Here is a 25144-nt window from a genome sequence, read left to right on the forward strand (position 1 = left end):
CCACCGCATTGATCTCGTTGATGCCGGCGACGAGCTTCTGCATCTGCGCGTCGGCCTGGTCGATCTGCAGCCGCGCCGAGAAATCGCCGGCGGCCGCAGCCGCGACCACCTCGCCGACATCGGAGACAACAGCTTCCATCGACTGGGCGCGGGCAAGGCGAGCCGCGGCCGCGGCCTGCTCCTGCTGCTCGAGCGCGCGGATGCGCTTGATGTTTTCCTGGAAATCGCCCAGCGCATGGCTGATCGCATCGACCTCGACCATGCCGACCTTGGACGGGATCCGCGCATCGTCAGCGCCGGACAGCATCAGCCCGACCGACTCCGCGAGCTGCCCCAGCGGCCGGACCACGCCGCGCTGGAAGAGCCACACGATGCCGATGACGGTGCCCGTCACCAGGAGGATCGCCACGAGCGATAGGGCCAGCTGCCAGCCTGCCTTGGTGATGCCGGCATCGATCTCGGCCGTGGCCTGGCTGAAGGCGGCGTCGCGCATCTGGAGGATCGTGGCGAGGGACTTCTGCGTCCAGGCGCGCCAGTCGGTCAGGCTCATGCCGGGCGGCGTGCCGTCGCGCGCCGCCTCATACATGGTGCGGTAGGTCTTGGCCTCCTCCTCGCGGAAGCCGGTCTGCACGGTGGCGAGCGCCGCCTTGAGCTGGGGCGTCACCTCCATCTGGGCGACCGCCTGGTCGATCAGCACCCAGAGCTGTTCGATGCGGCCACTGAAGCGGTCGACCTGCGAGGTCGCCGCCGGCGTCAGTTTCACGCCGCTGCCGACATATTGGGTGAAATGGACCGAACGGCTGCCGGCCGCCTCGCGGATCGTCGTGGCGAACTCGCCGAGCGAGACGGTGTTGCTGACCTCGGGATTGATGTCGCCGATCCGCGCGCCGATCTGGCGCTGCAGCGCGGTCTGCTGGTTGAGCAATTCGAGCACCGTCGCGCTGAACTGCTGGGCGACCTTGGGGTCGCGCTGCTGCAGGGGCTTGCTGCCCTCCGCCATGGCGATCCGGCGTGCCTCGGTGAGGCGAGGCGCGATCTGCGCCACCGGCCCGGCGAATTCCGAGCGCTTGCCGAAGCTCGTTTCTGCGACGCTCTGCTGCATCTGGGCGACGCGCGCATCGGTGTCCTGGGCCGACTGCTTGGCCGTGGCGGCGATCTTGCCGTCGGGATCGGCCGAGAGGATGACCTGGGTCATCCCGCCACGCTCGATCGCCGCGCGCTCGATCACCCGGCTGATCGCCTCGGAGGCGACGACGAGGCTGCGGGTCTCCCGCGCCGTCGAGAGGGCCTGCATCTGCTGGTAGGCGACATAGCCGCTCGCCAGGATGGCGGCGCCGCCGGCCGCGATGGTGCAGATGAGAAAATGCGTGACGCGCATGGCGCTCAATCCCCGACGGCCGCCGCCTCGAATCCGGTTGGCAGGTCGCGCCGTTCTGAGACGGCTTCGACCCGCACCAATCGGAGCGTTGTCGTCCGAGAAATAGGCCCCCGGCCGTTAACGCGAGCTTTCGAATCGCGGTTCTGGGGGCGTCGCGATCAGAGATTGAAGACGCGATGGGGCACGAATTCGCCTTGCTCGACCGCGCCAATGGCGATCAGCACGCCGCCGCAGGTGGCGTAGACCGCAGGGCTCGCCGGCAGCGCATCGCGTCCACGCAACAATACGCTCTGTCCGCGCTTGAGCCGCATCGCCGCATCGCGGCTGATCGCGATCTCCGGGATCAGCGACAATGCTGCCATCACCGGCCGCAGGGCGCCGGCAGCGCTGTCCGCGCTCTCGCGCAACGCGTCGACGGAGGTCGCGTCGGCGATGCCGAAGGGGCCGACCCGTGTGCGCCGCAGATGCGCGACATGGCCGAGGCAGCCGAGCGCCAGACCGAGATCGCGGGCGATGGCGCGCACATAGGTGCCCTTCCCGCATTCCGCCTCGAAGGTCGTCGTCTCCGCTGAATGGGAGACGATGCGCAGCGCGTCGATCTCGACCGGTCGCGCCTCGAGCACGACCTCCTCGCCGTCGCGGGCGAGATCGTAGGCGCGCTCGCCAGCGATCTTGATGGCCGAGAAGCGCGGCGGTACCTGGCTGATCGTGCCGGTGAAGCGTGGCAGCAGAGCCGCGATGGCGGCCTCCTCGGGGCGCGCCTCGGATGTCGCGATGACCTTGCCCTCGGTGTCGTCGGTGTCGGTCTGGCTGCCCCAGGCCACCGTGAACTCATAGGCCTTGCGGCCGTCCATCACGAAGGGAACGGTCTTGGTGGCTTCGCCGAGCGCGATCGGCAGCAGGCCCGAGGCGAGCGGATCGAGCGTGCCGGCATGGCCGGCCTTCTTGGCCGCGAAAGCCCGCTTGACCACCGCCACCGCATGCGTCGAGGTCATGCCGACGGGTTTGTCGAGCACGACCCAGCCATGCACGTCGCGCTTCTTCGGACGCGGCGCGAAGCTCTGACCCTGGGGTTCGAGGAGATCCGGTGCGGCCGGTTCAGTCATCGTCCTGCTCGTCGGTCTGGATGCGCAGCGGCTGCTTCAGGATGTCCTGACGCACCTTGTCGGAATACAGGATCGCATCGACGCGCTCGGCCTCGGCGAAGCTCTCATCCGCCAGGAAGCGGATATCGGGCGCGAATTTCAGGTTCACACGATGCGCGATCTCGCCGCGGATATAGCGCTTGTGGTCGTTGAGCGCCTTCAGCACCGGTTTCACGTCGCCGCCGCCGAGGGGCATGATGTAGCAGGTCGCGAGCTTGAGGTCGGACGAGAGGCGCACCTCCGGGACCGTGATGACGTGCCGGGCCAGCACCTCGTCATGGATATCGCCGCGCGACAAAAGCTCCGCCAGCGCGTGGCGGATGACTTCGCCGATGCGCAGCTGGCGCTGGTTGGGGCCGGAGGGTTTTGCGGGTCTTGCCATGATTCTCGTTCTCCGGGATCGGACCGGACGGACGGTCGATAAAAGCATCATGGCCGGGCAAGCCCGGCCATGATCAGCCTGGGTCGAAGCGGACGCCTCAGAGCGTGCGCTTGATCTCCTCGACGCGGTAGCACTCGATGACGTCGCCCGGGCGCATATCCTGGTAGTTCTCGAAGGACATGCCGCACTCCTGGCCCGCCACGACTTCCTTGGCGTCGTCCTTGAAACGCTTGAGCTGGGCGAGCTTGCCCTCGTGAACCACGACGTTGTCGCGGATCAGGCGGACATTGGCGCCGCGCTCGATCGTGCCGTCGGTGACGCGGCAGCCGGCGATCTTGCCGACCTTCGAGACGTTGAAGATCTCGAGGATCTGCGCGTTGCCGAGCATGGTCTCGCGCAGCGTCGGTGCCAGCAGGCCCGACATCGCGTCCTTCACATCATCCATCAGGTTGTAGATGATGTTGTAGTAGCGGATCTCGACGCCGGTGCGCTCCGCCGCCTCGCGCGCTTCCTTATGCGCACGGACATTGAAGCCGATCACCACCGCGCCGGAGGCCTGGGCCAGCGTGACGTCGGATTCGGTGATGGCGCCGACACCGGAGGACAGCACGCGGGCGCGCACCTCCTCGTTGCCGACCTTCTCCAGCGAGCCGACGATGGCCTCGACCGAACCCTGGACGTCGCCCTTGATGACGAGCGGGAACTCCTTGCGGCCGGCGCCTTCCTTGAGCTCGCGCATCATCTCGGCGAGCGAGCGGCCGGCGCCCGACGCAGCACCGCGCGCGGCGAGACGGTCGCGACGCTGACGCTCGCGATAATCCGTGATCTCGCGGGCGCGGGCTTCGGAATCGACCACCGCGACGCGGTCGCCGGCTTCCGGCGTGCCGTTGAAGCCGAGCACCTCGACCGGCATGGAGGGCGGAGCCTCCTTCATCTGGGCGCCCGTGTCGCCGATCAGGGCGCGCACGCGGCCCCATTCGGAGCCGGCTACGACGATGTCGCCGGTGCGCAGCGTGCCGCGCTGGACGAGCACGGTCGCCACCGGGCCGCGGCCGCGATCGAGCTTGGCCTCGATGACGGTACCTTCGGCTGCCCGCTCGGGGTTGGCCTTGAGCTCGAGCAGTTCGGCCTGCAGCGCGATCGCCTCGAGCAGCTTGTCGAGATTCTTGCCGGTCTTGGCCGAAACCTCGATTTCGAGCGTCTCGCCGCCCAGCGACTCGACCTGAATCTCGTATTGCAGCAGCTCGGCGCGGACCCGCTCGGGGCTGGCGTCGGACTTGTCGATCTTGTTGATCGCCACGATCAGCGGCACGCCAGCGGCCTTGGCGTGGTTGATCGCCTCGACCGTCTGCGGCATCACGCCGTCATCGGCCGCCACGACCAGCACGACCACGTCGGTGACCTTGGCGCCGCGGGCGCGCATCGCCGTGAAGGCGGCGTGGCCGGGCGTGTCGATGAAGGTCACCTTCGCACCCGAGGGCGTCGTCACCTGATAGGCGCCGATATGCTGGGTGATGCCACCCGCCTCGCCCGAGACAACATGCGTCTGGCGGATCGCGTCGAGCAGCGAGGTCTTGCCGTGGTCGACATGGCCCATGATGGTCACGACGGCCGGGCGCGGCAGCAGCGTCTCGTCCGTGTCGGGCGTGTCGAACAGGCCCTCTTCCACGTCCGATTCCGCCACGCGCTTGACGGTGTGGCCCATTTCCTCGGCGACGAGCTGGGCGGTGTCGGCGTCGATCACGTCGGTGATCTTGTGCATCGCGCCCTGCTTCATCAGCAGGCGGATGACGTCGACGCCCCGCTCGGTCATGCGGTTGGCGAGTTCCTGGATGGTGATCGTCTCGGGGATGATCACCTCGCGCATCACGCGCTCCTTCGCGACGTCCGAGGCGCGGTGCCCGGTCATGCGCTGGACGCGGCGGCGGAAGGCGGCGACCGAACGCGTGCGCTCGTCGTCACCGCCGGTCGCGGTCGACAGCGTCAGGCGGCCGCGCGGCTTTTCGCCGACCTTGGGAGTCTTCGGAGCCGGAGCCGGGGCGCCTCGCGGCGGGCCGCCCGCACCACCGCCGGGGCGGCGGAAAGCGGGCCTCGCCTCGCCATCATCGGGACGGCTGCGCGGGGTGGCGGCAGACGGCGCCTGACGCGTCGGACGGGTGATGGCGGGCTCTGCCGGAGCCGTGGCATCGACGCGCGGGGGGCGCGGCGTGTCGAGACGCGGCGGACGGGAATCGAGCCGGGGCGGACGCGCGCCGACATCCCGCATCGGGGCACGGGGCGCGAAATCGGGTCGCGGGCCTGCGGCGGCCGGGCGCGGCGCATAGCCGGCAGCGGCGGGCGGCGGAGAGGACGGCGCCTGCGAGGGAGCCGCGGGCGCGACATCGCGCGGCGGCTGCGGCGCACGCGGAGCCTGCGGCTCGTCCATCCGCTGGCGGGCGGCGCTTTCGGCGCGGCGCTTGCGGTCTTCCTCCTGGCGGCGGCGCTCTTCCTCTTCGCGCTGGCGCGCAGCCGCGGCTTCGCGCTCCTGGCGTTCACGCTCCGCGGCGAGAGCCCGGGCGCGGGCCTCCTCCTCGGCGATGCGGCGGGCTTCAGCCTCACGATCGCGGGAGTCGGCGAGGGCGCGCTGGCGCGCTTCCTTCTCGTCCTCTGAAAGGGTGCGCAGCAGCATGCCGGAGGCGGGCCGGGCCGGCGGCGTCGGCGCGGCCGGAGCCGGACGCGGAGCGGCCTGCTGCACCGGCGGCGCGGCGGGACGCGGCGCGGGGGCCTCCTTGGCGTCCGGGCCGGCGACACGCCGCTTGACCTCGACGACCACCTGCTTCGACCGCCCATGCGAGAAGCTCTGCCGGACAGTGCTCTGCTCGACGGGACGCTTCAGGCTCAGGGTCTTCGGGGGGCTGACGGTCAAGGTCTTGTCGCCCGGGGTCTTGGTATCGCTCATTCTGTGCTCGGTCCTGCCGCGTTCGGTCCAGCCGGTTCGGTCGTTCGTTGGTCTACGGAATCGTCGCCTGCGGGGTTGGCACCGGTCGGCTTATCCGGGTCGGTTGCGCCGGCATCGCCCGTCCGATAGCGAACGAGCCGACGCCAGCGGGAGAGGAAACCCTCCGCCGCCGGTCCCGGAGCAAGCGCCGCATGTATCACATGTGGGCGGCCTAACGCCAATTCCAAATCTTCGCTCGCGAAAATTGCCACGACAGGCAGCTTTCGCGCCTTCAGACCGGCCTCTTCGCGGGCGACTTCGGCCCGGCGGAGCGCCTGGCCGATCTTGCGACGCCCATCCTCGGCGCCGTCCTGTGCCTCGATCACGCCGGCGCACTGGCCGGAGCCGATCATCGCCTCGACCTTGGCGAACCCCGCCTGCACGAGCCCGGCCTTGTTGGCCATGGCCAGCGCCTGCAGCGCGTCCTTGTGCATCAACCGGTCGATCGTCGCAGCCAAATCGGGCGGCACGACGACCTTGGTCTTCAGCGAGCGTTCGAAGGCGCGGCGCTTGATCGCCTCGGCGACGGTCGCGGCGCTGAGGCTGGCCCAGACGCCGCGCCCCGGCAGCTTGCGCCGCAGATCCGGCACCAGCACGCCATCGGGGCCGACGACGAAGCGGATCAGATCGTCCGGCGACTTGACCGCCCGCGTCACGACGCAGCTGCGCTCCGGCCCGTCGCGACGGGCCTGGGGCGTTTCGCGCGGACCGCGCGCCGCAGCCGCGTTCATGGCGCGCTCCCGGCTCAGGCCTCGGCTGTTGCCTCGGTGGTGTCCTCGGCTTCCTCCGCCGGAGCCTCGACCCAGCCGGCCTGGATGCGGGCGGCCATGATGATGGCCTCGGCGTCCTGACGCGAGAGGTCAAAGCCGTCGAGATAGCCGGAGTGGCGGGTGGTCTCGCCGTCCTTGCGCTCGGTCCAGCCGACGAGATCGTCGGTGGCGCAGCCGGCGAGATCCTCGACCGACTTCACGTCGTTCTCGCCCAGCGCGACCATCATCGCGGTGGTGATGCCGGCGACCTCGCGCAGCCCGTCTTCGACGCCCAGCGCCCGGCGCTTCTCGTCGAACTCGGCCTCGACCGCGGCCAGATACTCCTGCGCGCGGGACTGGATCTCGGCGCCGGTCTCCTCGTCGAAGCCCTCGATCGAGGCGAGCTCGGAGGGATCGACATAGGCGACCTCCTCGACCGTCCGGAAGCCTTCCGAGGCCAGCAGCTGGCCGACCGTCTCGTCGACGTTCAGCGCGTTCATGAAGATGTCGGTGCGGGTGACGAACTCCTTCTGGCGCCGCTCGGATTCCTCGGCCTCGGTCAGGATGTCGATGTCCCACCCTGTGAGCTGCGAAGCCAGGCGAACGTTCTGGCCACGGCGGCCGATCGCGAGGGAGAGCTGCTCGTCGGGCACCACGACCTCGATCTTGTCCGCCTCTTCGTCGAGCACGACCTTGGCGACTTCCGCCGGCTGCAGCGCGTTGACGACGAAGGTCGCGACGTCGGGCGACCACGGAATGATGTCGATCTTCTCGCCCTGGAGCTCGCCGACCACGGCCTGCACGCGCGAACCGCGCATGCCGACGCAGGCGCCGACGGGGTCGATCGAGGAATCGCGGCTGATCACGGCGATCTTGGCGCGCGAACCCGGATCACGGGCCACCGCCTTCACTTCGACGATGCCGTCATAGATCTCCGGCACTTCCTGGCCGAAGAGCTTGGCCATGAACTGCGGATGGGTACGGGAGAGGAAGATCTGCGGCCCGCGCGGCTCGCGGCGCACGTCGTAGACATAGGCGCGGGCGCGGTCGCCGACCTTGAAGGTCTCGCGCGGGATCATCTCGTCGCGGCGGATGATCGCCTCGCCGCGGCCGAGATCGACGAAGACGTTGCCGTATTCGACGCGCTTGACGGCGCCGTTGACGATCTCGCCGATGCGGTCCTTGTACTCGTCGTACTGGCGATCGCGCTCGGCCTCGCGGACCTTCTGCACGATGACCTGCTTGGCGGCCTGGGCGGCGATGCGGCCGAAATCGAAGGGCGGCAGCGGATCGGCGATCACGTCGCCGACCTGGGCGGCCGGGTTGTGGCGCTTGGCCTCGTCGACGGTGATCTCGACGGCCGGATTCTCGACGCTGTCGACCACCTGGAGATGGCGCGCCAGGCGCAGCTCACCGGTCTTGGTGCTGATCTCGGCATGGACGTCGGTCTCGGCGCCGTAGCGCGAGCGGGCGGCGCGGGCGATGGCGTCCTCCATCGCGTCCAGCACGATCTGCCGGTCGATCGATTTCTCGCGGGCGACGGCGTCCGCGATCTGAAGCCATTCGAGCCTGTTGGCTGCGACCACCATGGCGCTCACTCCTCTTCGGTTGTGTCGGGCGGAGTCTGTCCGCGAATCTTGTCGGGCCGCGGGCCCAGCGACTTCTTGCGTCCCTTGGGCGGCGCGGCGATATCCTCCGCGGGCGGCATCGCGGGCGGCAGCCCGGCCTTGCCGCGGCGCAGCGACTCGGTCACCAGCGCATCGGTCAGCACCAGCCTTGCATCGGCGATCAGCCCCATCGGAATCGCGACATGGCGCTCCTCCTCGGTCTTGGCGTCGTCGCGGGCGAGCAGAGCGTTGCCGCCCTCGACTCCGAGCAGGATGCCCCGGAAGCGCTTGCGGCCAGCCACGGGGGCCTCGGTGTCGATCTTCGCGAGATGGCCGGCCCAGCGCGCGAAGTCGCCGGCGCGGACGAGCGGCCGGTCGATGCCGGGCGACGACACTTCGAGATGGTAGGCGACCTGGATCGGGTCGTCGACATCGAGCGCCGGCGAGACGGCCTGGCTGACCTCCTCGCAACCCTCGACATTCATCGTGCCGTCCGGCCGCTCGGCCATGATCTGCACGGTGCAGCCGTTCTGGCCGGTCACGCGAACCCGCACCAGCCGGTATCCGAGATCGACGATGGCGGGCTCGATGATCGCGGCGACGCGCGCGGCCACGCCGCTCTCGACGACGAGGCGGGGGTCGTTGTCCTGTTCGCTGGCGTTCGGCTCGTTCATGCCCTGGCTGCCTGCCTCTCGGCCGGGCTGGCGCCCGGCTTCGACCGAAGGATGGTGCATGGAGCGCCGGGAGCGGCCGCGCGGGGGCCGCCGGCCATCGGCGTCATGCTCGGCCCCGGCTGGGCTGCGGCCAACAAAAAAGAGCGGACCTTCCGGCCCGCTCTTGATCATCGGCTGATACCGAAACCAGAGCTGTTGGCGCCTATTTAGTCTGCATCGGCCCCGCTGGCAAGCGTCCTCTCCGGCAGGGGAGCCCCGCAAAGTCCGGTGCGGCATTCCGCTAACCCGCTGGTCATCCTTCTGCGTCATGGTGATGCCGCTGCGCGTTGCTTGGGGATGAGTATGAGTTCTGTCAGTTCGCTGTTGCGCGATCTCGAGACGACGATGGTGCGCGGCTCCGCCGACGAGCGCACGCAGATCCTGTCGCGTCTGACCGACCTCTTCCTCAGCACCGCCGCGGTCATGGACGAGGACCAGGTCGGCATTTTCGATGTCGTGATCGGCCGCCTTTCGCGCGCGATCGAACTCAGGGCCCGCATCGAACTCTCTGAACGGTTGGCGCCCGTGCCCAATGCACCGGCCGGCGTGGTGCGCCAGCTGGCGCTCGACGAGATCGCCGTCGCCCGGCCCGTCCTCGTCGCCTCGCCCCGCCTGACCGATCAAGACCTCGTCGCCATCTCCGCGGCGAAGGGGCGCGATCACATGCTCGCCATCACCGAGCGCGCCGCGCTCGGCGAGCCCGTGACGGATTTCCTGATCCTGCGCGGCGGCCGCCTGGTGACCCACGCCATCGCCGCCAATCCGGGCGCGCGCTTCTCCCATCACGGCATGGGCGTCCTCGTCATGCGGGCCAATCAGGACGATGCGCTGCAGTCCGCGCTCGGCGAACGCAAGGATCTGCCGGCCGAACTCGCTAGCCAGCTCATGGCGGCGGCGAAGAACTCGGCGCGGCGTCGGCTGTCGGCCGGGCTCGATCCTGACATGGCTGAGGTCGTCGGGGATGCCGTCGAGCGCGGCGCGCTCGCCGTGGCCGCGGACGCGCAGATCAAGAGCGATCTGGGGGCCGCCAACGAGGCGCTGGTCGAAATCAACCGCCTCCGCGACGCCAACCAGCTCGACGAAGCCGCAATCGTCCGCTTCGCCAGCTCGGGCGCCACCGAATACGCGATCTGTGCCGTCGCGGTGCTGGCCGAGCTGAGCCTGCCGGCGGCCGAGCAGGCCGTGCTGGGGCCGGACCGCGACGCGGTGCTGCTGGTCGCGAGGGGGCTCGGCTGGTCCTGGGAGACGGCCGCGGCGCTGATCGGCCTGCGCAAGGATTTCGGCAAGTCGGAAGCCGCCATCGAGCGGGCACGGCAGCATTTCCGCACCATCGCCCAGCCGACGGCGCAGCGCGTCCTCGGCTTCCTCAGGATGCGCGACGCACAGCAGTGAGATAGCTCGATACCCGCCCCGCCGCGACCGCCTTGGCCTCGTAGCGGGTGCGGATCCAGCCGGGATAAGGCTGGCGCCAGTCCTCGGCCCGTTCGTCGGTCCAGTCGAAATCGGGCGAGCGGGCCAGCCGCGCCAGCGTCCAGCCGACATAGTCGTCGATGTCGCTGGCGAAGCGGAAGCGTCCGCCCGGACGCAGCGTCCGCGCCAACAGCGTCAGCGTGCGGTCGGAGACGAAACGGCGCTTGCGCTGGCGCCGCTTCGGCCAGGGATCGGGATAGAGAAGGTCGATCGCATCGAGCGAGCCCGCCGGCAGACGCGGCAGGAGCAGCGCCGCGTCGCCGTCCCAGATGCGGATGTTGTCCAGGCGCTCGCGTTCGATCACGGCCAGGAACTTGGCCATGCCATTGATGAAGGGCTCCACGCCGATGAAGCCGATCTGCGGGCTCTCGCGCATGCGCATCAACAGATGCTCGCCGCCGCCGAAGCCGATCTCGAGCCGCACCGCCTCGACCGGCCGCGGAAACAGCGCCTTGAGGTCGGCGATCTCGCCCTCCGGCAGGCGCAGCCGCGGCAGCGCCGTGTCGATCATCACGCTCTGGCCCTCGCGCAGGGCCTTGCCCTTGCGCCGGCCGAAAAAGGCGCGGTCGGGATCGTGGTCATGGGTCATCGGGACGGTCTTCTGGCTGGATGGCGTGGCGGTCGAACGGCGTGCCTAGCAAACAAAAAGGGCCGGAGCGACATGCTCCGGCCCGATCGAATGGTCGGCTGCGTCTGCGTCAGGCGGCGACGGCCTTCTTCAGCGCGTCGACCAGATCGGTCTTCTCCCAGGAGAAGCTGCCGTCGCGGCCGGCCTTGCGGCCGAAATGGCCATAAGCTGCCGACTTGGCGTAGATCGGCTTGTTGAGCTGGAGATGGGTGCGGATGCCGCGCGGGGTCAGGTCCATGACCTCGCCCAGGACCTTCTCCAGCTTGGCCTCGTCGACCTTGCCGGTGCCGTGCAGGTCGACATAGATCGACAGCGGCTTGGCGACGCCGATGGCGTAGGAGAGCTGGATCGTGCAACGCTCGGCGAGCTTGGCCGCGACCACGTTCTTGGCGAGATAGCGCGCCGCATAGGCCGCCGAACGGTCGACCTTGGTCGGGTCCTTCCCCGAGAAGGCGCCGCCGCCATGGGGCGCCGCGCCGCCATAGGTGTCGACGATGATCTTGCGGCCGGTCAGGCCGGCGTCGCCGTCCGGGCCGCCGATGACGAACTTGCCGGTCGGGTTGACGTGCCAGACGGTGTCCTTCGAGATCCAGCCCTCGGGCAGGGTCGAGCGGATGTAGGGCTCGACGATCTTGCGGACATCGGCCGAGGACAGGCTCGCATCGGTGTGCTGGGTCGAGAGCACGATCTGCGTCACGCCGACCGGCTTGCCGTTCTCGTACTTGACCGTGACCTGGCTCTTGGCGTCGGGGCCGAGCTTGGCGGCGCCGCCTTCCTTGGCGTGCCGGGCCTTGGCCAGCACCTCGAGGATCTTGTGCGAATAATAGATCGGCGCCGGCATCAGCTCGGGCGTCTCGCGGCAGGCATAGCCGAACATGATGCCCTGGTCGCCCGCGCCTTCATCCTTGTTGCCGGAGGCGTCGACGCCCTGGGCGATGTCGGCGGACTGGGCGTGCAGCAGCACGTCGATCTTGCACTTCTTCCAGTGGAAGCCGTCCTGCTCGTAGCCGATCGCCTTGATCGCGCGGCGGGCGGCCGACTTGACCTTGCTCTTCATCGCCTTCTCGTCGAGCGAGGTGCGGACCTCGCCGGCGATGACGACGCGATTGGTCGTGGCCAGCGTCTCGCAGGCGACGCGCACCTGCGCGGCGTCCATCCCCGCCTTGGCGGCTTCCTTGAAGAACAGGTCCACGACCTCGTCGGAAATACGGTCGCAGATCTTGTCGGGATGGCCCTCGCCGACGGATTCGCTGGTGAACAGGTAATTCTGGCGTGACACGGTGGGACAACCCTTGGTCAGCGATGGCAGGAGGCCGGCCCTGGGACCAGAGCCGGCCGACGAAAAACGGCCAACCTCTTTGCAGCGGACGTGTTCGGCGTCAAGCACGCCGAACCGTTTACCGGGAGAATCGTTCGACAGGGCGAACGATCAGGGCTCGTTTTCAGGTGTTTTCTGGCTCTTCTTCGGCGAGGGTCTCGACAAGGTCGATGATGCGGCGCCGGACCTTGGCGCTCTTGATCCGCACGAAGGCCTTCGTCAGTTGCACGCCTTCGCTGCTCGACATGAAGTCCGAGACATAGGCATTCGCGGCTGAATCGGAGAACCCCCCGGTCGGCATGTCGCCGGTCGGAGCGCCCTCGAAGAAGAACGACACCGGCACGTCGAGCATCTTGGCGATCTGCTGGAGCCGGCTGGCGCTGATCCGGTTCGAACCCTTTTCGTATTTCTGGACCTGCTGGAAGGTCAGCCCCAGCGCATCGCCGAGCTTTTCCTGGCTAACGCCCGCGAGCATGCGCTGCATCCGCACGCGACTGCCGACATGGCGGTCGATCGGGTTGGGGACTTTTTTTAACATAGGTTTGCCTTGGCTCTTCGCGCTGGCTCGGATGCATGGGTTCCGGCGGCAGCATAGTCAATTGGTTTGAGGCGGTGGAGGTCGGCACCCTATCCCCTCGGTTTACAAGTTCCAAATGGGATTAGTCACGGGGCAGCATTCGCGCCAGCAGCAAGAAGCCAGCCAAAAGGGCGACATAGGCCCAGTCCGCGATGCGGCCGTAGAGCGTGGCCGGGCCGGCGCGCGGCAGCCCGACATCCAGCACGCCCTCGCGTCCGAGAGGCAGGCTCGCCAGCGTCCGGCCATAGCCGTCGGTCACCGCCGAGATGCCGGTGTTGGCGACGCGCACGAGAGGCAGCCCCTCCTCGATCGCGCGCAGCCGCGCTTGGGCGAAATGCTGGTAGGGCCCGCTCGTCTGCCCGAACCAGCCGTCATTGGTCAGGTTGAGCAGGAAGCCGGGACGCGGCCCCTGTGGCATGGCTTCGCCCGGGAACACCACCTCGTAGCAGATCAGCGGCGCGGCCGGCGGCAGGCCGCGGATCGTCAGCGGCAGACGGCGCGTTCCGGCGGCGAAACCGCCCGGCACGGACACGAACTCCGAGAGCCCGACGCTGCGGATCAGCCGCTCGAGAAACGCCGGCAGATACTCGCCGAACGGCACCAGATGGACCTTGTCGTAGCTCGAGACGATCGCGCCCTCGTCGTCGACGACCTGGATCGAATTGAAGATCGGTGGCCGGCTCTCGCCCGGCAGCACCTCGCCGGCCCGCGCGGCGCCGGTGATCAGCGTGGTGTTGGGCGGCAGCAGGGCGGCGATCCGCGCCAGCGCCTGCGGGGTCCGTCCGAGCAGGAAGGGGAAGGCCGATTCCGGCCAGATCAGATGGGTCACGGCCTGGACGCCGGGCGTGCTCGGGCTCGTCGCCCGGTCGCTGAGCGTCAGATACTGGTTCAGGATCGCTTCGCCATTGCGGGCGTTGAACTTGGCGTCCTGCGGCAGGTTCGGCTGCATCAGCCGCAGCTTGACGCCGGCGACCAGCGGCACCGGATCGGCAGGGACACGCCAGAGGCCGAAGCCGAAGAGGCCGGCGACGGCCAGAAGCGCCAGCACCGGCATCCGCCAGCGCGCGAACGCGCCCTCCGACGTGCCGAGCGTCGCCGGCGCCGCCCCGATCGCGACCGCCAGCAGCGTCAGCCCGTAGAGCCCGACGAGGGAGGCGGCCTGCGCGATCTGCGCCTGGCCGGCGAGCATCATGCCGTAGACGTTCCAGGGAAAGCCCGTCAGCACATGGCCGCGCAGCCATTCGCTGAGCGAGAGCATGACCGCCAGAACGAGGATGCGGCCGGCGCCGGTCGACCAGAGCAGCCGCGCGCAGCCGAAGCCGAGTGCGGGGAAGAACGCCAGCAGCGCCGGCAGTGCCACGACGCCCAGCGGCATCGCCCAGGCGAATTTGTCGGCCTCCACGAGGAAGGCCGCACCCAGCCACCACAGCCCGGCCAGAAAGAAGCCGAAGCCCCACCACCAGCCTGCGGCGGCGGCCGCACGGAAGCGGGCGAGAACGCTCCCGCCGACCGATCCATCGACCAGCCAGACGGCTGCGGTCATCGGCACGACGATCAGCGGCCAGAGATCGAGCGGGGGCAGGGCCAGCGCGCCGCTGGCGCCGGCGAGACAGGCGATCGCTCGCCTGCGCCATCCCCAGGCGAGAATGACGCCGTCGGCCAGAGACGCTAACCGCATCAGACCGTTTCCGCCGCGCTTGTGTCCTCGCCGGCCGGGCGGCGGTGGATGCTGAGGCGCTTGACCCGGCGGCTATCGGCTTCGAGCACCTCGAAGATCAGCCCTTCGGGCCCCTCGATCGTTTCACCCTGTTCAGGAACGTGCCCGGCCAGCGTCACGATCAGCCCGCCCACGGTGTCGACCTCCTCCGCGATCGGGTTCTGCGACAGGTCGATCCCGGTGGCCTCGCGCAGTTCGTCCAGCGTGGCGCGGGCGTCGGCGCTGTAGCGCCCCTCGCCATCGGGCGTGATGGCGGGCGCCTCCTCGAGATCGTGCTCGTCCTCGATGTCGCCGACGACGATCTCGATCAGATCCTCGATGGTGACGAGCCCGTCCGTGCCGCCATATTCGTCGATCACGAGGGCGATATGGGTCCGTGTCGTCTGCATCCGCACCAGGAGTTCGACGGCTGGCATCGAGGGCGGGACGTAGAGGACGGGCCGCATGATCTTGGTGGCGGCCAGCGTCATCGTCAGATCGACCGCGCCGAGATCGTGGAGCGCCGGCTGGGACAGCCCCGCGCTCGGCTCGGCCTTGGCCTGGCCGGCAATGAATTCGAGGAAGTCGCGGATATGGACCATACCGCGGGGATCATCGAGCGAGTCGTCGAAGACCGGCAGGCGGGAATGGCCGGCGGTTCGAAACAGCGCCAGCAACTCGTCCAGCGTCGCATCCGCAGGCACGGCGATGATGTCGGCGCGCGGGATCATGACGTCGCCGACGCGCCGCTCCCGCAGGCTGAGAACATTGGAGAGCATGGCGCGCTCCTGCGTGCTCAGATCGGCGAGTTGTCCGCTGCCCTGGGCCAGTGCCTCGGTGATCTCCTCGCGGATGGTTCCGCCGCCACGCAGGCCGAGCCTGTCCAGAAAATGGCTGAGCCAATGGGTGAGGCCGCGTCCGGCGGCTTCGGGCTGGGTCTGTCGACTGTCGTCGCTCATGATCGTGAGGGTCGGTCCGGGGTGGGAACAGGCGCGGGTGAAGCGGGGGCGGGCGGGGTGACGAGTTCGCCGTCGGCATAGGGGTCGGCGATTCCGAGGCGGGCCAGAGCCGCGACTTCGAGCCCTTCCATCCGCTCGGCCTCCGTTTCGGTTTCGTGATCTTCGCCAAGCAGATGCAGCAGGCCGTGGATCACGAGATGGCTGAAATGATCTGCGATGGCCTTGCCCTCGGCCTCCGCCTCGCGCGCGACCGTTTCATAGGCGATGACGATGTCGCCGAGGACGGGGCTCGCACCGATCCGGTCTGCCGGAGCGGCCGGGAACGACAGGACATTCGTCGCCTTGTCGAAGCCGCGCCAGTCGCGGTTGACGATGCGGATGCGCCGGTCGTCGGTCAGCAGCAGGCTCAGTTCGGCGCCAGGAAGGGGCTTGACCGGAGCCACGGCCAGCGCGGCCTCGATCGCCTCTGTAGCATGGGCCCGCAGCGCCGGCAGGTCGCCCAGCGCGCGCCATTGCCGCGACTGCGCCCGCAGGGCGAGTGCGGGCGGCACGGGAGGCTTGTCGGAACGGATCTCGGGGCGCGGCGCCGAACGCCGCGCGCGAGGTCGATCGGTCATCGCGGCCGCTCCCGCGACAGGGTCCGCTTCAGGCCATCCATCTCGTCCTCCACCGGCGCCTGCGGGAGCGGCGCGCGCAGGCGCTCCTCGCGCTCCTCGCGCTCGCGCCGGGCAGCAGTCTCATAGGCCATGACGATGCGGCGCACGAGGTCGTGGCGGACGACGTCGCCCTCCTCGAACTTGGCGTAGCCGACGCCCTCGACGCCCGAGAGCAGCTTTACCGCCTCGATCAGCCCCGAGCGCTGGCCCGGCGGCAGGTCGATCTGGGAGGGGTCGCCGGTGATGATCATGCGCGAGCCCTCGCCCAGGCGGGTGAGGAACATCTTCATCTGCACGGAGGTCGCGTTCTGCGCCTCGTCCAGCAGCACCACGGCATTGGTCAGCGTCCGGCCGCGCATGAAGGCCAGCGGCGCGATCTCGATCATGCCGGTCTGCAGCGCGCGCTCGACATGGCGCGCTTCCATGAAGTCGTTCAGCGCGTCGTAGATCGGCCGCAGATAGGGATCGACCTTCTCGCGCATGTCGCCGGGCAGGAAGCCGAGCCGCTCACCCGCCTCCACGGCGGGGCGCGACAGGACCATGCGCTCGACGACGCCCTGCTCGATCAGCGACACCGCATGGCCGACCGCGAGCCAGGTCTTGCCAGTGCCGGCCGGCCCTTCGGCGAGGACGAGCTCGTTGCGCTTGAGCTGGCGCAGATAGGCGTCCTGCGCCGCATTGCGCGCCCGCACGGGGCCGCGCTTGCGCGTGACGATCGCGTCGAAGGAGGCCTTGCCGGCATCGGCCGCCGGAAACAGCGAGCGCTGCACGTTGCTTTCCTCGATCGCGCCGTCGACTTCGCCCAGGGTCACGGGCGCGCCGGCCTTGGCGCGTGTGTAAAGCGTTTTCAGCACGCGCCCGGCCTGCTCGGCGGTCTCGCGCGGCCCCTTGACCGTCGCATGGTTGCCGTTGGGGCTGATGACCACGCCCAGCCGCCGCTCGAGATGGGCGAGGTTCTGGTCGTAATGGCCGAACACGAGGCTGGCGAGGCGGTTGTCGTCGAAGGAGAGCAGCACCTCGGTCGCCGGCAGCCCATCCCGCGTCAGCCCGTCGATGCGTGTCGGCGTCGCCTCGCGGCGGGGGCTGCGGTCCGGGCGGGGTGTCGTCGTGTCAGCCTGTGCCAATGGCGTCGTCTCCCTGGCGCCTGTTCCGGCCGGACAGGAGCGTGAGGCCGGGTCGTCTACCCTGTGCAACGATCATATCAGCCGGTGCGACGGTGGCAGGCTGATGACAGGGACGCGTGGAACGCAACGGAACGGGGCTCACGCGGCGATATCCTCGGAGGAGGGCTTGCCTGCGGCAGCGCCGGTCGCCTCGGCCTTGCGGCCGAACAGCGAGTTGGAGCCCGCCCGCTCGATCACCACCTGCACGAGCTCGCCGATCTGATTCGTCTCCGTCTCGATCTGGACAGCCTGAAGGTAGGGCGATTTCCCGGCAAGCTGGCCGGGATGGCGCCCCGCCCGCTCCAGCAGCACGTCGACGGTGCGTCCGACCATCGCATGGTTGAACGCCTGGCGATGATGTTCGATCCGGGCCTGCAGCCGGTGCAGCCGCTCGTCCATCACCGCGGCCGGGACGGCGTCGTCGAGCTCGGCGGCCGGCGTGCCCGGGCGCGGCGAATACTTGAAGGAATAGCTCGAGGCGAAGCCGATCTCGTCGACGAGACGAATCGTGTCCTCGAAATCGGCATCCGTCTCGCCAGGGAAGCCGACGATGAAATCCGAGGACAGCGCGATATCGGGCCGCGCCTGCCGGATTCGGTCGATGAGCCGGCGATAATCCTCGGCGCTGTGCTTGCGGTTCATCGCGGCGAGGATTCGGTCGGAGCCGGCCTGCACCGGCAGATGCAGGAAGGGCATCACCTGCGGCAGGTCGCGATGCGCGGCGATGAGATCGTCGTCCATGTCGCGCGGATGGCTCGTGGTGTAGCGGATGCGGGCGATCCCCGGCACCTCGGCGACACGGTGCATCAGCCGCGCCAGGCCCCAGATGCGACCATCCGGCCCTTCGCCGTGATAGGCATTGACGTTCTGGCCGATCAGCGTGACGTCCTGCACCCCCGAGGCCGCCAGCCGCTCGATCTCGGCCATGATCTGCGCCACCGGCCGCGAAAACTCGGCGCCGCGCGTATAGGGCACGACGCAGAAGGCGCAGAACTTGTCGCAGCCTTCCTGGACCGTGACGAAGGCGGAGATGCCGCGCTGGCGTATCGCCTGCGGCCGCGGCGCGGGCAGATGGCCGAACTTGTCGTCGATCGGCAGGTCGGTATCGACGACGCGCCTGGCGCGCGCCTGCTCCAGAAGCTCGGGCAGGCGGTGATAGGCCTGCGGCCCGACGACGAGATCGACCGCCGGCTGCCGCCGCTGGATCTCCGCGCCCTCCGCCTGGGCGACGCAGCCCGCGACGATGATGCGCGTGTCCTGCCCCTCCGCCTTCTGCGAATTCTTGATGTCGCGGAGCTTGCCGAGTTCGGTATAGACCTTCTGCACCGCCCGGTCGCGGATATGGCAGGTGTTCAGCAGGATCAGGTCCGCGCCCTCGGGCGTCGCCGTCTCCTCGAAGCCCTGTTCGCCCAGGATGTCGGCCATGCGCTGGCCGTCATAGACGTTCATCTGGCAGCCGAAGGACTTGATATGAACTTTCTTCATCGCGCCGGGTCTGGTCTCCAAACCGTCTCCTTACTCCGGATCGCGCCGCGAGGGAACGCCCGGCACGGCTCCGGGGGCCAAGCAACGACCGGGCCAGCAGCGGGCATCACGGCAGCGGCCGCCCGCTGACGGTTTCCTGGCGCGCCTTGCGGATCGTCTCCTGCGCCCGGCGGGTCGCTTCCTTGCGCGAGGTGGAACGGCCCATCGCGATCGGCTCGCCCCAGGCGAGCTCGACGTCGATCGCCCCGGCGCGCAGGATCGCCTGCAGATGCGGAACGAGCGGGGAGTCGCCATACCAGGCCAGCGCCGCGCGTTCGAAGCGTCCGCCCGCGATGCCGTGAAAGCCCGTATAGCTGATCGTCAGCGGATAGACGGCCACGTCCGCCTCAGCATCGGACTCGCCCTTGCCCAGCGCCTCATGGGCCGCCCCGAGGAGCGAGGAACGCAGCGGCCGGATGCGGGTGCCGTCGCCCGTCGTGCCCTCCGCGAAGAGCACGACCGCCTCTCCGGCGGAAAGCCGCTCGCCCATGGTCGCCGCGACGTCGGCGGTCGCCGCCCGCCGCGACCGGTCGATGAAGACGGTGCGCTGAAGCTTGGCGAGAACCCCGATCACCGGCCAGCCCGCCACCTCGCTCTTGGCGACGAAGCTGAGCGGCCTTTCGGCGCCGAGCACGCAGATGTCGAGCCAGGAGACGTGGTTGGAGACGATCAGCCCGGCCGCGCCCTTCGGCGGCGGCGTGCCGCGCACGCGCCGCCTTACGCCGAGGCAGCGCAAGGTCATGCGGTGGAACAGGCGCGGGATGGCGGTGGCGCGGGCGGGCGCCAGCCGCATGACCAGCCATTGCACCGGCAGCAGCGCGACCGTGCCGGCGGCGAAAACCGCGACCCGCAGGAGCGCGCCGGGCGGCAGCGACATCATGGCGTCAGCGGCGGGGTCACGCCAGGTCGAGCCGCATGGCGACGGCGGTGGCCCTGCTGCCGTCGGGCTTCGGATAATAGCCCTTGCGCCGGCCGACCTCGCGGAAGCCGAGATGGCGGTAGAGCCGCTCGGCCGCGACATTGCCATCCTCGACCTCGAGGAAGACCTGCGCGACCCCGTTCCCCGCCAGGCGGGAGAGGTGGGCGCCCAAGAGATTGGCGCCCAGACGGTTGCCGCGATGGGCGGGCGCGACCACGATCGAGAGGATCTCCGCCTCGTCGGCGGCCTGGCGCGACATCACGAAGCCGGCCGGTCGAGTCTGGTGACCGGTGAAGACACCGTCCGCCGCGACGCTGGCGTCGCTCAGCAGGGCGGCGCATTCGCCCGCCTCCCAGCCGCGCGCGAAGCCGCCCTGGCCATGCAGCGCCGCCACGTCGCGGGCGTGGCGCGCGTCGAGCCGCGCCGTGCGCGCCGGGCAGGATTCGGGATGGAGGAGTCGCCGCAGCCAGTCCATGGCGCTTGATGGCACAGCCCGGGGGCGCGGCAAATACCCTTGCGTCATCGGGGCGTTTCGCCCTTCTCAGCGCCGCGGCAGGCGCGCGCGGTCCTGCGGCGTCGTCTCCGGGGCCTTCAGATAGAGCGGCCGCGGCGGTGCCTGTTCCGGATCCGCGATCAACCCCAGCCGGGCGACCCAGGTCACGTCGGGCGCCCGCGAATCGTCGATCACCAGCGCATCGAGCCCGATCGCCCAGGCCTCGTTGGCGACGGCCAGCGCAGCCGAGCCGACGAGGCTGACCGGACCGGCCCCGATGGCGCGCGCCGCATCGCGATAGCTCACCTGACGTAAGGCAACGATCGGCCGGCCCTCCGAACTCAGCGCCTGGAACCAGACCTGGCCGTGCTTGGCGTCGAGCGCGGCGGCGATCACCCGCCCGCTCTCGCGGCCGACCAGAGGCGCGGCGCAGGCGGCGAGCGTCGTCACGCCCACGGCTGGGATCTTCGCGGCGAAAGCGATCGCGCGCGCCGCGCTGACGCCGACGCGCAGGCCGGTATAGCTGCCCGGTCCGACCGTCACGGCGACACGCCCGAGCGACGAGAACCCGCCCGGAACAGCTTTCATCACGCGTTCGATCAGCGGCATCAGCGCCTCGGCATGGCCGCGCTCCATCGCGACCTGCTCGATCGCGACGGGTTCGGCCGCCCCGGCCTCCAGCACGCAAGCCGAGCAGGCGCCGAGCGCGGTGTCGATCGCGAGAATGCGCATCAGCCTAGGCCTTGCCTGTCGGGTAATCTTGCACGCGGGACGTCATTCTCGACAGGCGGCTAGGTGATCAGATCGCCTCGACTTCCCGCACATCCGGCAGGAAGTGGCGCAGCAGGTTCTGGATGCCGTGCTTCAGCGTCGCGGTGGACGAGGGGCAGCCCGAGCAGGAGCCCTTCATCGCGAGATAGACCGTGCCGTCCTTGAAGCCGCGGAAGGTGATGTCGCCGCCGTCGCCAGCCACCGCCGGCCGAATGCGTGTCTCGAGCAGATCCTTGATCGTCTCGACGGTCTGGGCGTCCTCGGGCGCGAAGAACTCGCCCTCTTCCGTAACGTCCGCCTGCGAGCCGCTCGCCAGCACCGGTGCGCCGGACATGAAATGCTCCATGATCGCGCCGAGGATCGCAGGCTTCAGATGCGGCCACTCGCCGCCGGCCTTGGTCACGGTGATGAAGTCCGCGCCGAGGAAGACGCCGGACACGCCCGAGACGCCGAAGAGGCGCTGCGCCAGTGGCGAGCGCTCGGCCTGCTCGGCGTCGCGCAACTCGAGCGTGCCGTCCGGCATCACGGTGCGGCCGGGCAGGAACTTCAGGGTCGCCGGGTTCGGCGTGGCTTCGGTCTGGATGAACATGCTGGAGTCTCCGGTCCCGGACGGTTCAAGGCCGCCGTTCCATCGGCGAGATATAGGCGCCTGTCGCGAATCATTCCAGCGCGAAGCGGGTGGGCCGCAGCGCGCACCGTCATGCCAGCGCGTCGATTTCCTCGTCTTCGAGGTGGCCGGGCACGATCGCGACGGGAATCGGGAAGCTGGCGGCCGATTTGCCGGCGAGCGCGCTGACCAGTGGTCCGGGGCCGTCGCGGCCGGCACCGGCGGCAAGGACGAGCAGCGAGATGTCCTCGTCGGCCTCGATCAGCTTGACCACCTCGTCCGCCTTGTCGCCGGTGCGCACGACGCGCTCCGGCTCCAGCCCGGCGAAGGTGCGCACCGCTTCCGCAGCGGCGTCGATCAGCTTTTCGGCCTCGGCCTCGGCCTCCGCCTGCATGACCTCGCCGACGCCGAGCCAGGTCTCGTGCTCGGGCGGCTTGATGACGCCCAGAAGCACGATCGCGGCGCCCAGCCGCGCGCAGCGGCGCGCCGCGAAGCGGACCGCCTTGGCGCATTCGACGCTGTCATCAACGACCGCGAGGAATTTCGGGCGATGGCCCGTCTCGTAGGACCGCCGTCGCTTTACCATCGATCTCGCCCTGCCGCCGCTTCGGGAACGGACATGGTGGCTCGCGCCGCAACGTCAGCGCAAGCCCGCGCCTTGAGGTCGGGCCGCACCGATCAGCCGCGCCGCACGAAGCCGACGATGTCCTTGACGTCCCGCATGATGGGGGCGGCGATCGCTTCCGCCCGCTCTGCGCCCGCGCCGAGAATGCCGTCGATATGGCTGACATCGGCCAGGAGCCGGCGCATCTCGCCGGCAATCGGCGCGAGCTTCGCCACGGCGAGATCGACCAGTGCCGCCTTGAAACCGGAGAACTGCCCGCCGCCGAACTGGGCGAGAACCTGCGCCTTGGTCTGGCCGTTGAGCCCGGCATAGATGCCGACGAGGTTCTCCGCCTCGGGCCGGCCCTCCAGCCCCTTCTCCTCGGATGGCAGCGCGTCGGGGTCGGTCTTCGCCTTTCGGATCTTCTGGGCGATGGTCTCGGCATCGTCGGTGAGGTTGATGCGCGAATTGTCCGAGGCGTCGGACTTCGACATCTTCTTGGTGCCGTCGCGCAGGCTCATCACCCGCGGCGCCGGCCCCTGGATCATCGGCTCGGGCTGCGGGAAGAAGCCGAGCTCGCCCGTGCCGAGCCCCTTTTGCGCGATCTGCGCACCGAAATCGTTGTTGAACTTCTGGGCGATGTCGCGCGTCAGTTCGAGATGCTGCTTCTGGTCCTCGCCGACCGGCACATGCGTCGCCTTGTAGAGCAGGATGTCGGCGGCCATCAGCACGGGGTAATCGTAGAGGCCGACCGAGGCGTTCTCGCGATCCTTACCGGCCTTTTCCTTGAACTGCGTCATCCGGTTCAGCCAGCCGAGCCGGGCGACCGTGTTGAAGATCCAGGCCAGTTCCGCATGCTGCGGCACCTGGCTCTGATTGAAGATGATGCTGCGCTGAGGGTCCACGCCGGCCGCGACATAGGCCGCCGTGACCTCGCGGGTGGCGCGCGTCAGTTCGGCCGGACCGCCCCAGACGTCGAGGCCCTGCGTGATCGCGTGCATGTCGACGACGCAATAGATGCACTCATGCGTCTCCTGCATCGCCACCCAGTTGGTCAGCGCGCCGAGATAATTGCCGAGATGCAGCGTCGAGGTCGGCTGCATGCCGGAGAAGACGCGCTGGTGAAAGGTCGCCATCGGGGCGCTCCCGCAAGGGTGGGGTCGTCTGGAGTGCCGCGTTCTGGCCGAAGCCCGCCCGAGGCGCAAGGGCAAGCCTGGCCTCTGGCGTCAGATGGGCTTGCCGAGGCGGCTGAGCTCGCGCAGGCGGAAGGCGCCGAGCATCCGTCCCGCTGCCGCATAGACGAGGCCGCCGGCGCAGCACAGGGTCAGAAGCGCGGCCACGCGCCACAGCAGCGCCGACCGGGTCGAGAGAGCTTCCTCCAGCCAGGGCATCAGCGCCGCGAGCGCCGCCACCATGAGAACGCTCGCAGCCAGCACGGACAGGATCGGCCTGAGCAGCGGCAGGCGCGGTCGCCAGAGTCCGTCCCGCGCGAGGAAACTTCCGAGCACGCAGGCTTGCGTGACGAAGGCGAGCGTCGCGGCCGCGGCGGCATTGGTGGCAGGCATGGGGAGCACCGACAGCCGCCCGGCCAGGATCGCGACGCCGAGTGCCGCCAGCCCGGCATAGAGCGGCAAGCGCGGCGTCTGGCGGGCAAAATAGACCTGGGCGAAGACCTTGGCGATGACGGCGAATGGCAGGCCGGCGGCAAAGGCCTGCATCGCAGCGGCCGTTCGGATGCGGTCGATCTCGGTGAAGCGACCGCGCTCGAACAGGACGGAGATGATCGGCTCCGCCAGCCAGCCGAGGGCAACGGCGGCGGGGATCGCCAGCGCCAGCCCCAGCACCAGAGCGCGGTTGATCATGTCGCGTCGGCCGGCCGCGTCGCCGCTGGTCTCGCAGACGGCAATGGCCGGCAGCAGCACCACGCCCATCGCCACAGCCACGAAACCGAGCGGTAGCTGGAAGACCCGGTCGGCATAGTAGAGCCATGACACTGCGCCCGGCTGAACCGAGGCGATCTGGGTCGACACCAGCAGCACGAGCTGCGAAGTCGATGCCGCCAGCAGGGCCGGGCCGCCCAGCCGCAGCAGTCGTGTCATCGCGGGCGACCAGCTCAGCCGCGGCCGGACCAGCGGCATGTTGCCGTACCAGAGCGCGACGATGATCATCAGGAGGTGCAGGGCGCCGCCGAGACTGACGGCGGCGGCGATCAGCGCGGCCCCCTGCACCGAAGGCATGCCGGTCGTCAGCGCGACGATCAGGGCGGCGATCAGGACAAGGTTGAGCAGGGACGGCGCCAGTGCGGCGACGAGGAAGCGTCCCTCCGAATTGAGCACCGCGGCGAGCAGCGAAGCGAGCGTGGTGAAGGCGAGAAAGGGCAGCGCGATCCGCGTGTATGCCGTTGCCATCGCGAGAGTCTGGGGCGCGTCATGGAAGCCGCCCGCGATGGCGAGCACCAGCCAGGGCGCGAGCAGCAGGCCGAGTCCCGTGGCGGCCCCGACGCCGAGCGCCAGCCAGGCGAAGGCCTCGCCGACGAAGCGCCGCGCGGCTTGCGCGCCCTCCATGGTGCGAAGATCGAGATAAACCGGCACGAAGGGCGCGTTCAGCCCGCCCTCGCCCAGCACGCGACGCATCAGATTCGGCAGGCGGAAGGCGACGAGAAAGGCGTCCGCCACCGGCCCGGCGCCGAGCATCCGCGCGATCAGCATGTCGCGCGCGAAACCGAGCAGGCGCGACAAGACCGTCGCCAGCCCGACGACGAGCGAGTTGCGGGCGAGCTTCGCGGGTTCCGCCGGCATCGCCGCCCTT

At 69.4% G+C, this 25144-nt stretch carries 23 protein-coding genes; 1 reads left to right on the forward strand and 22 read right to left on the reverse strand.

Features of this window, described 5'->3' with window-relative positions; all coding sequences use genetic code 11:
• The 7 genes from ACFPN9_RS07325 to rimP all read right to left on the reverse strand — a co-directional run.
• On the reverse strand, window positions 1-1378 hold a 1378-nt coding region (locus ACFPN9_RS07325; protein ID WP_377816154.1), incomplete at its 3' end, for a hypothetical protein.
• A 158-nt stretch (window positions 1379-1536) separates the two neighbouring features.
• Window positions 1537-2484, reverse strand: a complete 948-nt coding sequence (truB, locus tag ACFPN9_RS07330; RefSeq protein WP_066734854.1) for a tRNA pseudouridine(55) synthase TruB — start codon at window positions 2482-2484, stop codon at window positions 1537-1539.
• Window positions 2477-2905 (reverse strand): 30S ribosome-binding factor RbfA, encoded by a 429-nt coding sequence (gene rbfA, locus ACFPN9_RS07335; protein WP_066734856.1) that lies wholly within the window; start codon window positions 2903-2905, stop codon window positions 2477-2479. Before rbfA ends, truB begins: the two co-directional genes overlap by 8 nt.
• A gap of 97 nt (window positions 2906-3002) precedes the next feature.
• Entirely contained in the window at window positions 3003-5843 is a 2841-nt protein-coding gene (gene infB / locus ACFPN9_RS07340) for a translation initiation factor IF-2 (protein ID WP_066734858.1), read from the reverse strand.
• On the reverse strand, window positions 5840-6613 hold the full coding sequence (locus ACFPN9_RS07345; protein WP_082733131.1) for an RNA-binding protein: 774 nt from the start codon (window positions 6611-6613) through the stop codon (window positions 5840-5842). The genes infB and ACFPN9_RS07345 overlap by 4 nt, the downstream gene beginning before the upstream one ends.
• A gap of 14 nt (window positions 6614-6627) precedes the next feature.
• A complete protein-coding gene (gene nusA / locus ACFPN9_RS07350) occupies window positions 6628-8220 on the reverse strand; it encodes a transcription termination factor NusA (protein ID WP_066734860.1) in 1593 nt (530 codons plus the stop codon).
• Window positions 8221-8225: 5 nt separating this feature from the next.
• Window positions 8226-8912 (reverse strand): ribosome maturation factor RimP, encoded by a 687-nt coding sequence (rimP, locus tag ACFPN9_RS07355; protein ID WP_082737613.1) that lies wholly within the window; start codon window positions 8910-8912, stop codon window positions 8226-8228.
• A 342-nt stretch (window positions 8913-9254) separates the two neighbouring features.
• Here rimP and ACFPN9_RS07360 point away from each other — a divergent pair, with 342 nt between their 5' ends.
• Window positions 9255-10343 carry a DUF2336 domain-containing protein gene (locus ACFPN9_RS07360; protein WP_197431964.1) on the forward strand — a complete coding sequence of 363 codons (1089 nt, stop codon included), beginning with the start codon at window positions 9255-9257 and terminating at the stop codon, window positions 10341-10343.
• Here ACFPN9_RS07360 and trmB read toward each other — a convergent pair.
• From trmB to murJ, 15 genes are all read right to left on the reverse strand, one after another.
• Window positions 10318-11010: a tRNA (guanine(46)-N(7))-methyltransferase TrmB gene (trmB, locus tag ACFPN9_RS07365; RefSeq protein WP_066734864.1), complete on the reverse strand. Its 693-nt coding sequence runs from the start codon at window positions 11008-11010 to the stop codon at window positions 10318-10320. The two genes, ACFPN9_RS07360 and trmB, sit on opposite strands and share 26 nt — an antisense overlap.
• A gap of 109 nt (window positions 11011-11119) precedes the next feature.
• Entirely contained in the window at window positions 11120-12328 is a 1209-nt protein-coding gene (metK, locus tag ACFPN9_RS07370) for a methionine adenosyltransferase (protein ID WP_066734866.1), read from the reverse strand.
• A gap of 163 nt (window positions 12329-12491) precedes the next feature.
• Window positions 12492-12905 carry a helix-turn-helix domain-containing protein gene (locus ACFPN9_RS07375; RefSeq protein ID WP_066734868.1) on the reverse strand — a complete coding sequence of 138 codons (414 nt, stop codon included), beginning with the start codon at window positions 12903-12905 and terminating at the stop codon, window positions 12492-12494.
• Window positions 12906-13026: 121 nt separating this feature from the next.
• Window positions 13027-14622, reverse strand: a complete 1596-nt coding sequence (lnt, locus tag ACFPN9_RS07380) for an apolipoprotein N-acyltransferase (protein ID WP_082737612.1) — start codon at window positions 14620-14622, stop codon at window positions 13027-13029.
• A complete protein-coding gene (locus ACFPN9_RS07385; protein ID WP_067993955.1) occupies window positions 14622-15599 on the reverse strand; it encodes a hemolysin family protein in 978 nt (325 codons plus the stop codon). Before ACFPN9_RS07385 ends, lnt begins: the two co-directional genes overlap by 1 nt.
• A complete protein-coding gene (ybeY, locus tag ACFPN9_RS07390) occupies window positions 15596-16216 on the reverse strand; it encodes an rRNA maturation RNase YbeY (RefSeq protein WP_082747113.1) in 621 nt (206 codons plus the stop codon). The genes ACFPN9_RS07385 and ybeY overlap by 4 nt, the downstream gene beginning before the upstream one ends.
• Window positions 16213-17310, reverse strand: coding sequence for a PhoH family protein (locus tag ACFPN9_RS07395; RefSeq protein ID WP_082733163.1), 1098 nt, complete (start codon window positions 17308-17310; stop codon window positions 16213-16215). The genes ybeY and ACFPN9_RS07395 overlap by 4 nt, the downstream gene beginning before the upstream one ends.
• 207 nt (window positions 17311-17517) lie before the next feature.
• The gene (gene miaB, locus ACFPN9_RS07400; RefSeq protein WP_066718989.1) at window positions 17518-18903 is read right to left on the reverse strand and encodes a tRNA (N6-isopentenyl adenosine(37)-C2)-methylthiotransferase MiaB; all 1386 of its coding nucleotides are present in this window, start codon (window positions 18901-18903) and stop codon (window positions 17518-17520) included.
• Between the two features lie 106 nt (window positions 18904-19009).
• Window positions 19010-19819, reverse strand: a complete 810-nt coding sequence (locus ACFPN9_RS07405) for a lysophospholipid acyltransferase family protein (protein WP_067254850.1) — start codon at window positions 19817-19819, stop codon at window positions 19010-19012.
• A 19-nt stretch (window positions 19820-19838) separates the two neighbouring features.
• Window positions 19839-20336, reverse strand: coding sequence for a GNAT family N-acetyltransferase (locus ACFPN9_RS07410; RefSeq protein ID WP_066718983.1), 498 nt, complete (start codon window positions 20334-20336; stop codon window positions 19839-19841).
• Between the two features lie 66 nt (window positions 20337-20402).
• Window positions 20403-21086: a tRNA (adenosine(37)-N6)-threonylcarbamoyltransferase complex dimerization subunit type 1 TsaB gene (tsaB, locus tag ACFPN9_RS07415; RefSeq protein ID WP_066718972.1), complete on the reverse strand. Its 684-nt coding sequence runs from the start codon at window positions 21084-21086 to the stop codon at window positions 20403-20405.
• 67 nt (window positions 21087-21153) lie between these two features.
• A complete protein-coding gene (locus ACFPN9_RS07420; RefSeq protein ID WP_066718969.1) occupies window positions 21154-21714 on the reverse strand; it encodes a NifU family protein in 561 nt (186 codons plus the stop codon).
• Between the two features lie 109 nt (window positions 21715-21823).
• Window positions 21824-22318, reverse strand: coding sequence for a universal stress protein (locus ACFPN9_RS07425; RefSeq protein ID WP_066718966.1), 495 nt, complete (start codon window positions 22316-22318; stop codon window positions 21824-21826).
• A 92-nt stretch (window positions 22319-22410) separates the two neighbouring features.
• The gene (trpS, locus tag ACFPN9_RS07430; protein ID WP_066718963.1) at window positions 22411-23472 is read right to left on the reverse strand and encodes a tryptophan--tRNA ligase; all 1062 of its coding nucleotides are present in this window, start codon (window positions 23470-23472) and stop codon (window positions 22411-22413) included.
• Window positions 23473-23562: 90 nt separating this feature from the next.
• Window positions 23563-25134: a murein biosynthesis integral membrane protein MurJ gene (murJ, locus tag ACFPN9_RS07435; protein WP_066718961.1), complete on the reverse strand. Its 1572-nt coding sequence runs from the start codon at window positions 25132-25134 to the stop codon at window positions 23563-23565.
• Between the last annotated feature and the right edge of the window lie 10 nt (window positions 25135-25144).

This window comes from Allobosea massiliensis (assembly GCF_042655245.1).
Classification (GTDB): domain Bacteria; phylum Pseudomonadota; class Alphaproteobacteria; order Rhizobiales; family Beijerinckiaceae; genus Allobosea; species Allobosea massiliensis.

Excerpts from the sequence above, each read along its gene's own strand:
- tsaB (WP_066718972.1), bottom strand. The coding sequence starts at position 21,086 with ATGCGCATTCTCGCGATCGACACCGCGCTCGGCGCCTGCTCGGCTTGC.
- infB (WP_066734858.1), bottom strand. The coding sequence starts at position 5,843 with ATGAGCGATACCAAGACCCCGGGCGACAAGACCTTGACCGTCAGCCCC.
- ACFPN9_RS07385 (WP_067993955.1), bottom strand. The coding sequence starts at position 15,599 with ATGAGCGACGACAGTCGACAGACCCAGCCCGAAGCCGCCGGACGCGGC.
- ACFPN9_RS07360 (WP_197431964.1), top strand. The coding sequence starts at position 9,255 with ATGAGTTCTGTCAGTTCGCTGTTGCGCGATCTCGAGACGACGATGGTG.
- rimP (WP_082737613.1), bottom strand. The coding sequence starts at position 8,912 with ATGAACGAGCCGAACGCCAGCGAACAGGACAACGACCCCCGCCTCGTC.
- rbfA (WP_066734856.1), bottom strand. The coding sequence starts at position 2,905 with ATGGCAAGACCCGCAAAACCCTCCGGCCCCAACCAGCGCCAGCTGCGC.
- lnt (WP_082737612.1), bottom strand. The coding sequence starts at position 14,622 with ATGCGGTTAGCGTCTCTGGCCGACGGCGTCATTCTCGCCTGGGGATGG.
- murJ (WP_066718961.1), bottom strand. The coding sequence starts at position 25,134 with ATGCCGGCGGAACCCGCGAAGCTCGCCCGCAACTCGCTCGTCGTCGGG.
- ACFPN9_RS07345 (WP_082733131.1), bottom strand. The coding sequence starts at position 6,613 with ATGAACGCGGCTGCGGCGCGCGGTCCGCGCGAAACGCCCCAGGCCCGT.
- ACFPN9_RS07410 (WP_066718983.1), bottom strand. The coding sequence starts at position 20,336 with ATGGACTGGCTGCGGCGACTCCTCCATCCCGAATCCTGCCCGGCGCGC.
- trpS (WP_066718963.1), bottom strand. The coding sequence starts at position 23,472 with ATGGCGACCTTTCACCAGCGCGTCTTCTCCGGCATGCAGCCGACCTCG.
- ACFPN9_RS07375 (WP_066734868.1), bottom strand. The coding sequence starts at position 12,905 with ATGTTAAAAAAAGTCCCCAACCCGATCGACCGCCATGTCGGCAGTCGC.
- ACFPN9_RS07405 (WP_067254850.1), bottom strand. The coding sequence starts at position 19,819 with ATGTCGCTGCCGCCCGGCGCGCTCCTGCGGGTCGCGGTTTTCGCCGCC.
- ACFPN9_RS07420 (WP_066718969.1), bottom strand. The coding sequence starts at position 21,714 with ATGTTCATCCAGACCGAAGCCACGCCGAACCCGGCGACCCTGAAGTTC.
- trmB (WP_066734864.1), bottom strand. The coding sequence starts at position 11,010 with ATGACCCATGACCACGATCCCGACCGCGCCTTTTTCGGCCGGCGCAAG.
- miaB (WP_066718989.1), bottom strand. The coding sequence starts at position 18,903 with ATGAAGAAAGTTCATATCAAGTCCTTCGGCTGCCAGATGAACGTCTAT.
- truB (WP_066734854.1), bottom strand. The coding sequence starts at position 2,484 with ATGACTGAACCGGCCGCACCGGATCTCCTCGAACCCCAGGGTCAGAGC.
- nusA (WP_066734860.1), bottom strand. The coding sequence starts at position 8,220 with ATGGTGGTCGCAGCCAACAGGCTCGAATGGCTTCAGATCGCGGACGCC.
- ACFPN9_RS07425 (WP_066718966.1), bottom strand. The coding sequence starts at position 22,318 with ATGGTAAAGCGACGGCGGTCCTACGAGACGGGCCATCGCCCGAAATTC.
- ybeY (WP_082747113.1), bottom strand. The coding sequence starts at position 16,216 with ATGACCGATCGACCTCGCGCGCGGCGTTCGGCGCCGCGCCCCGAGATC.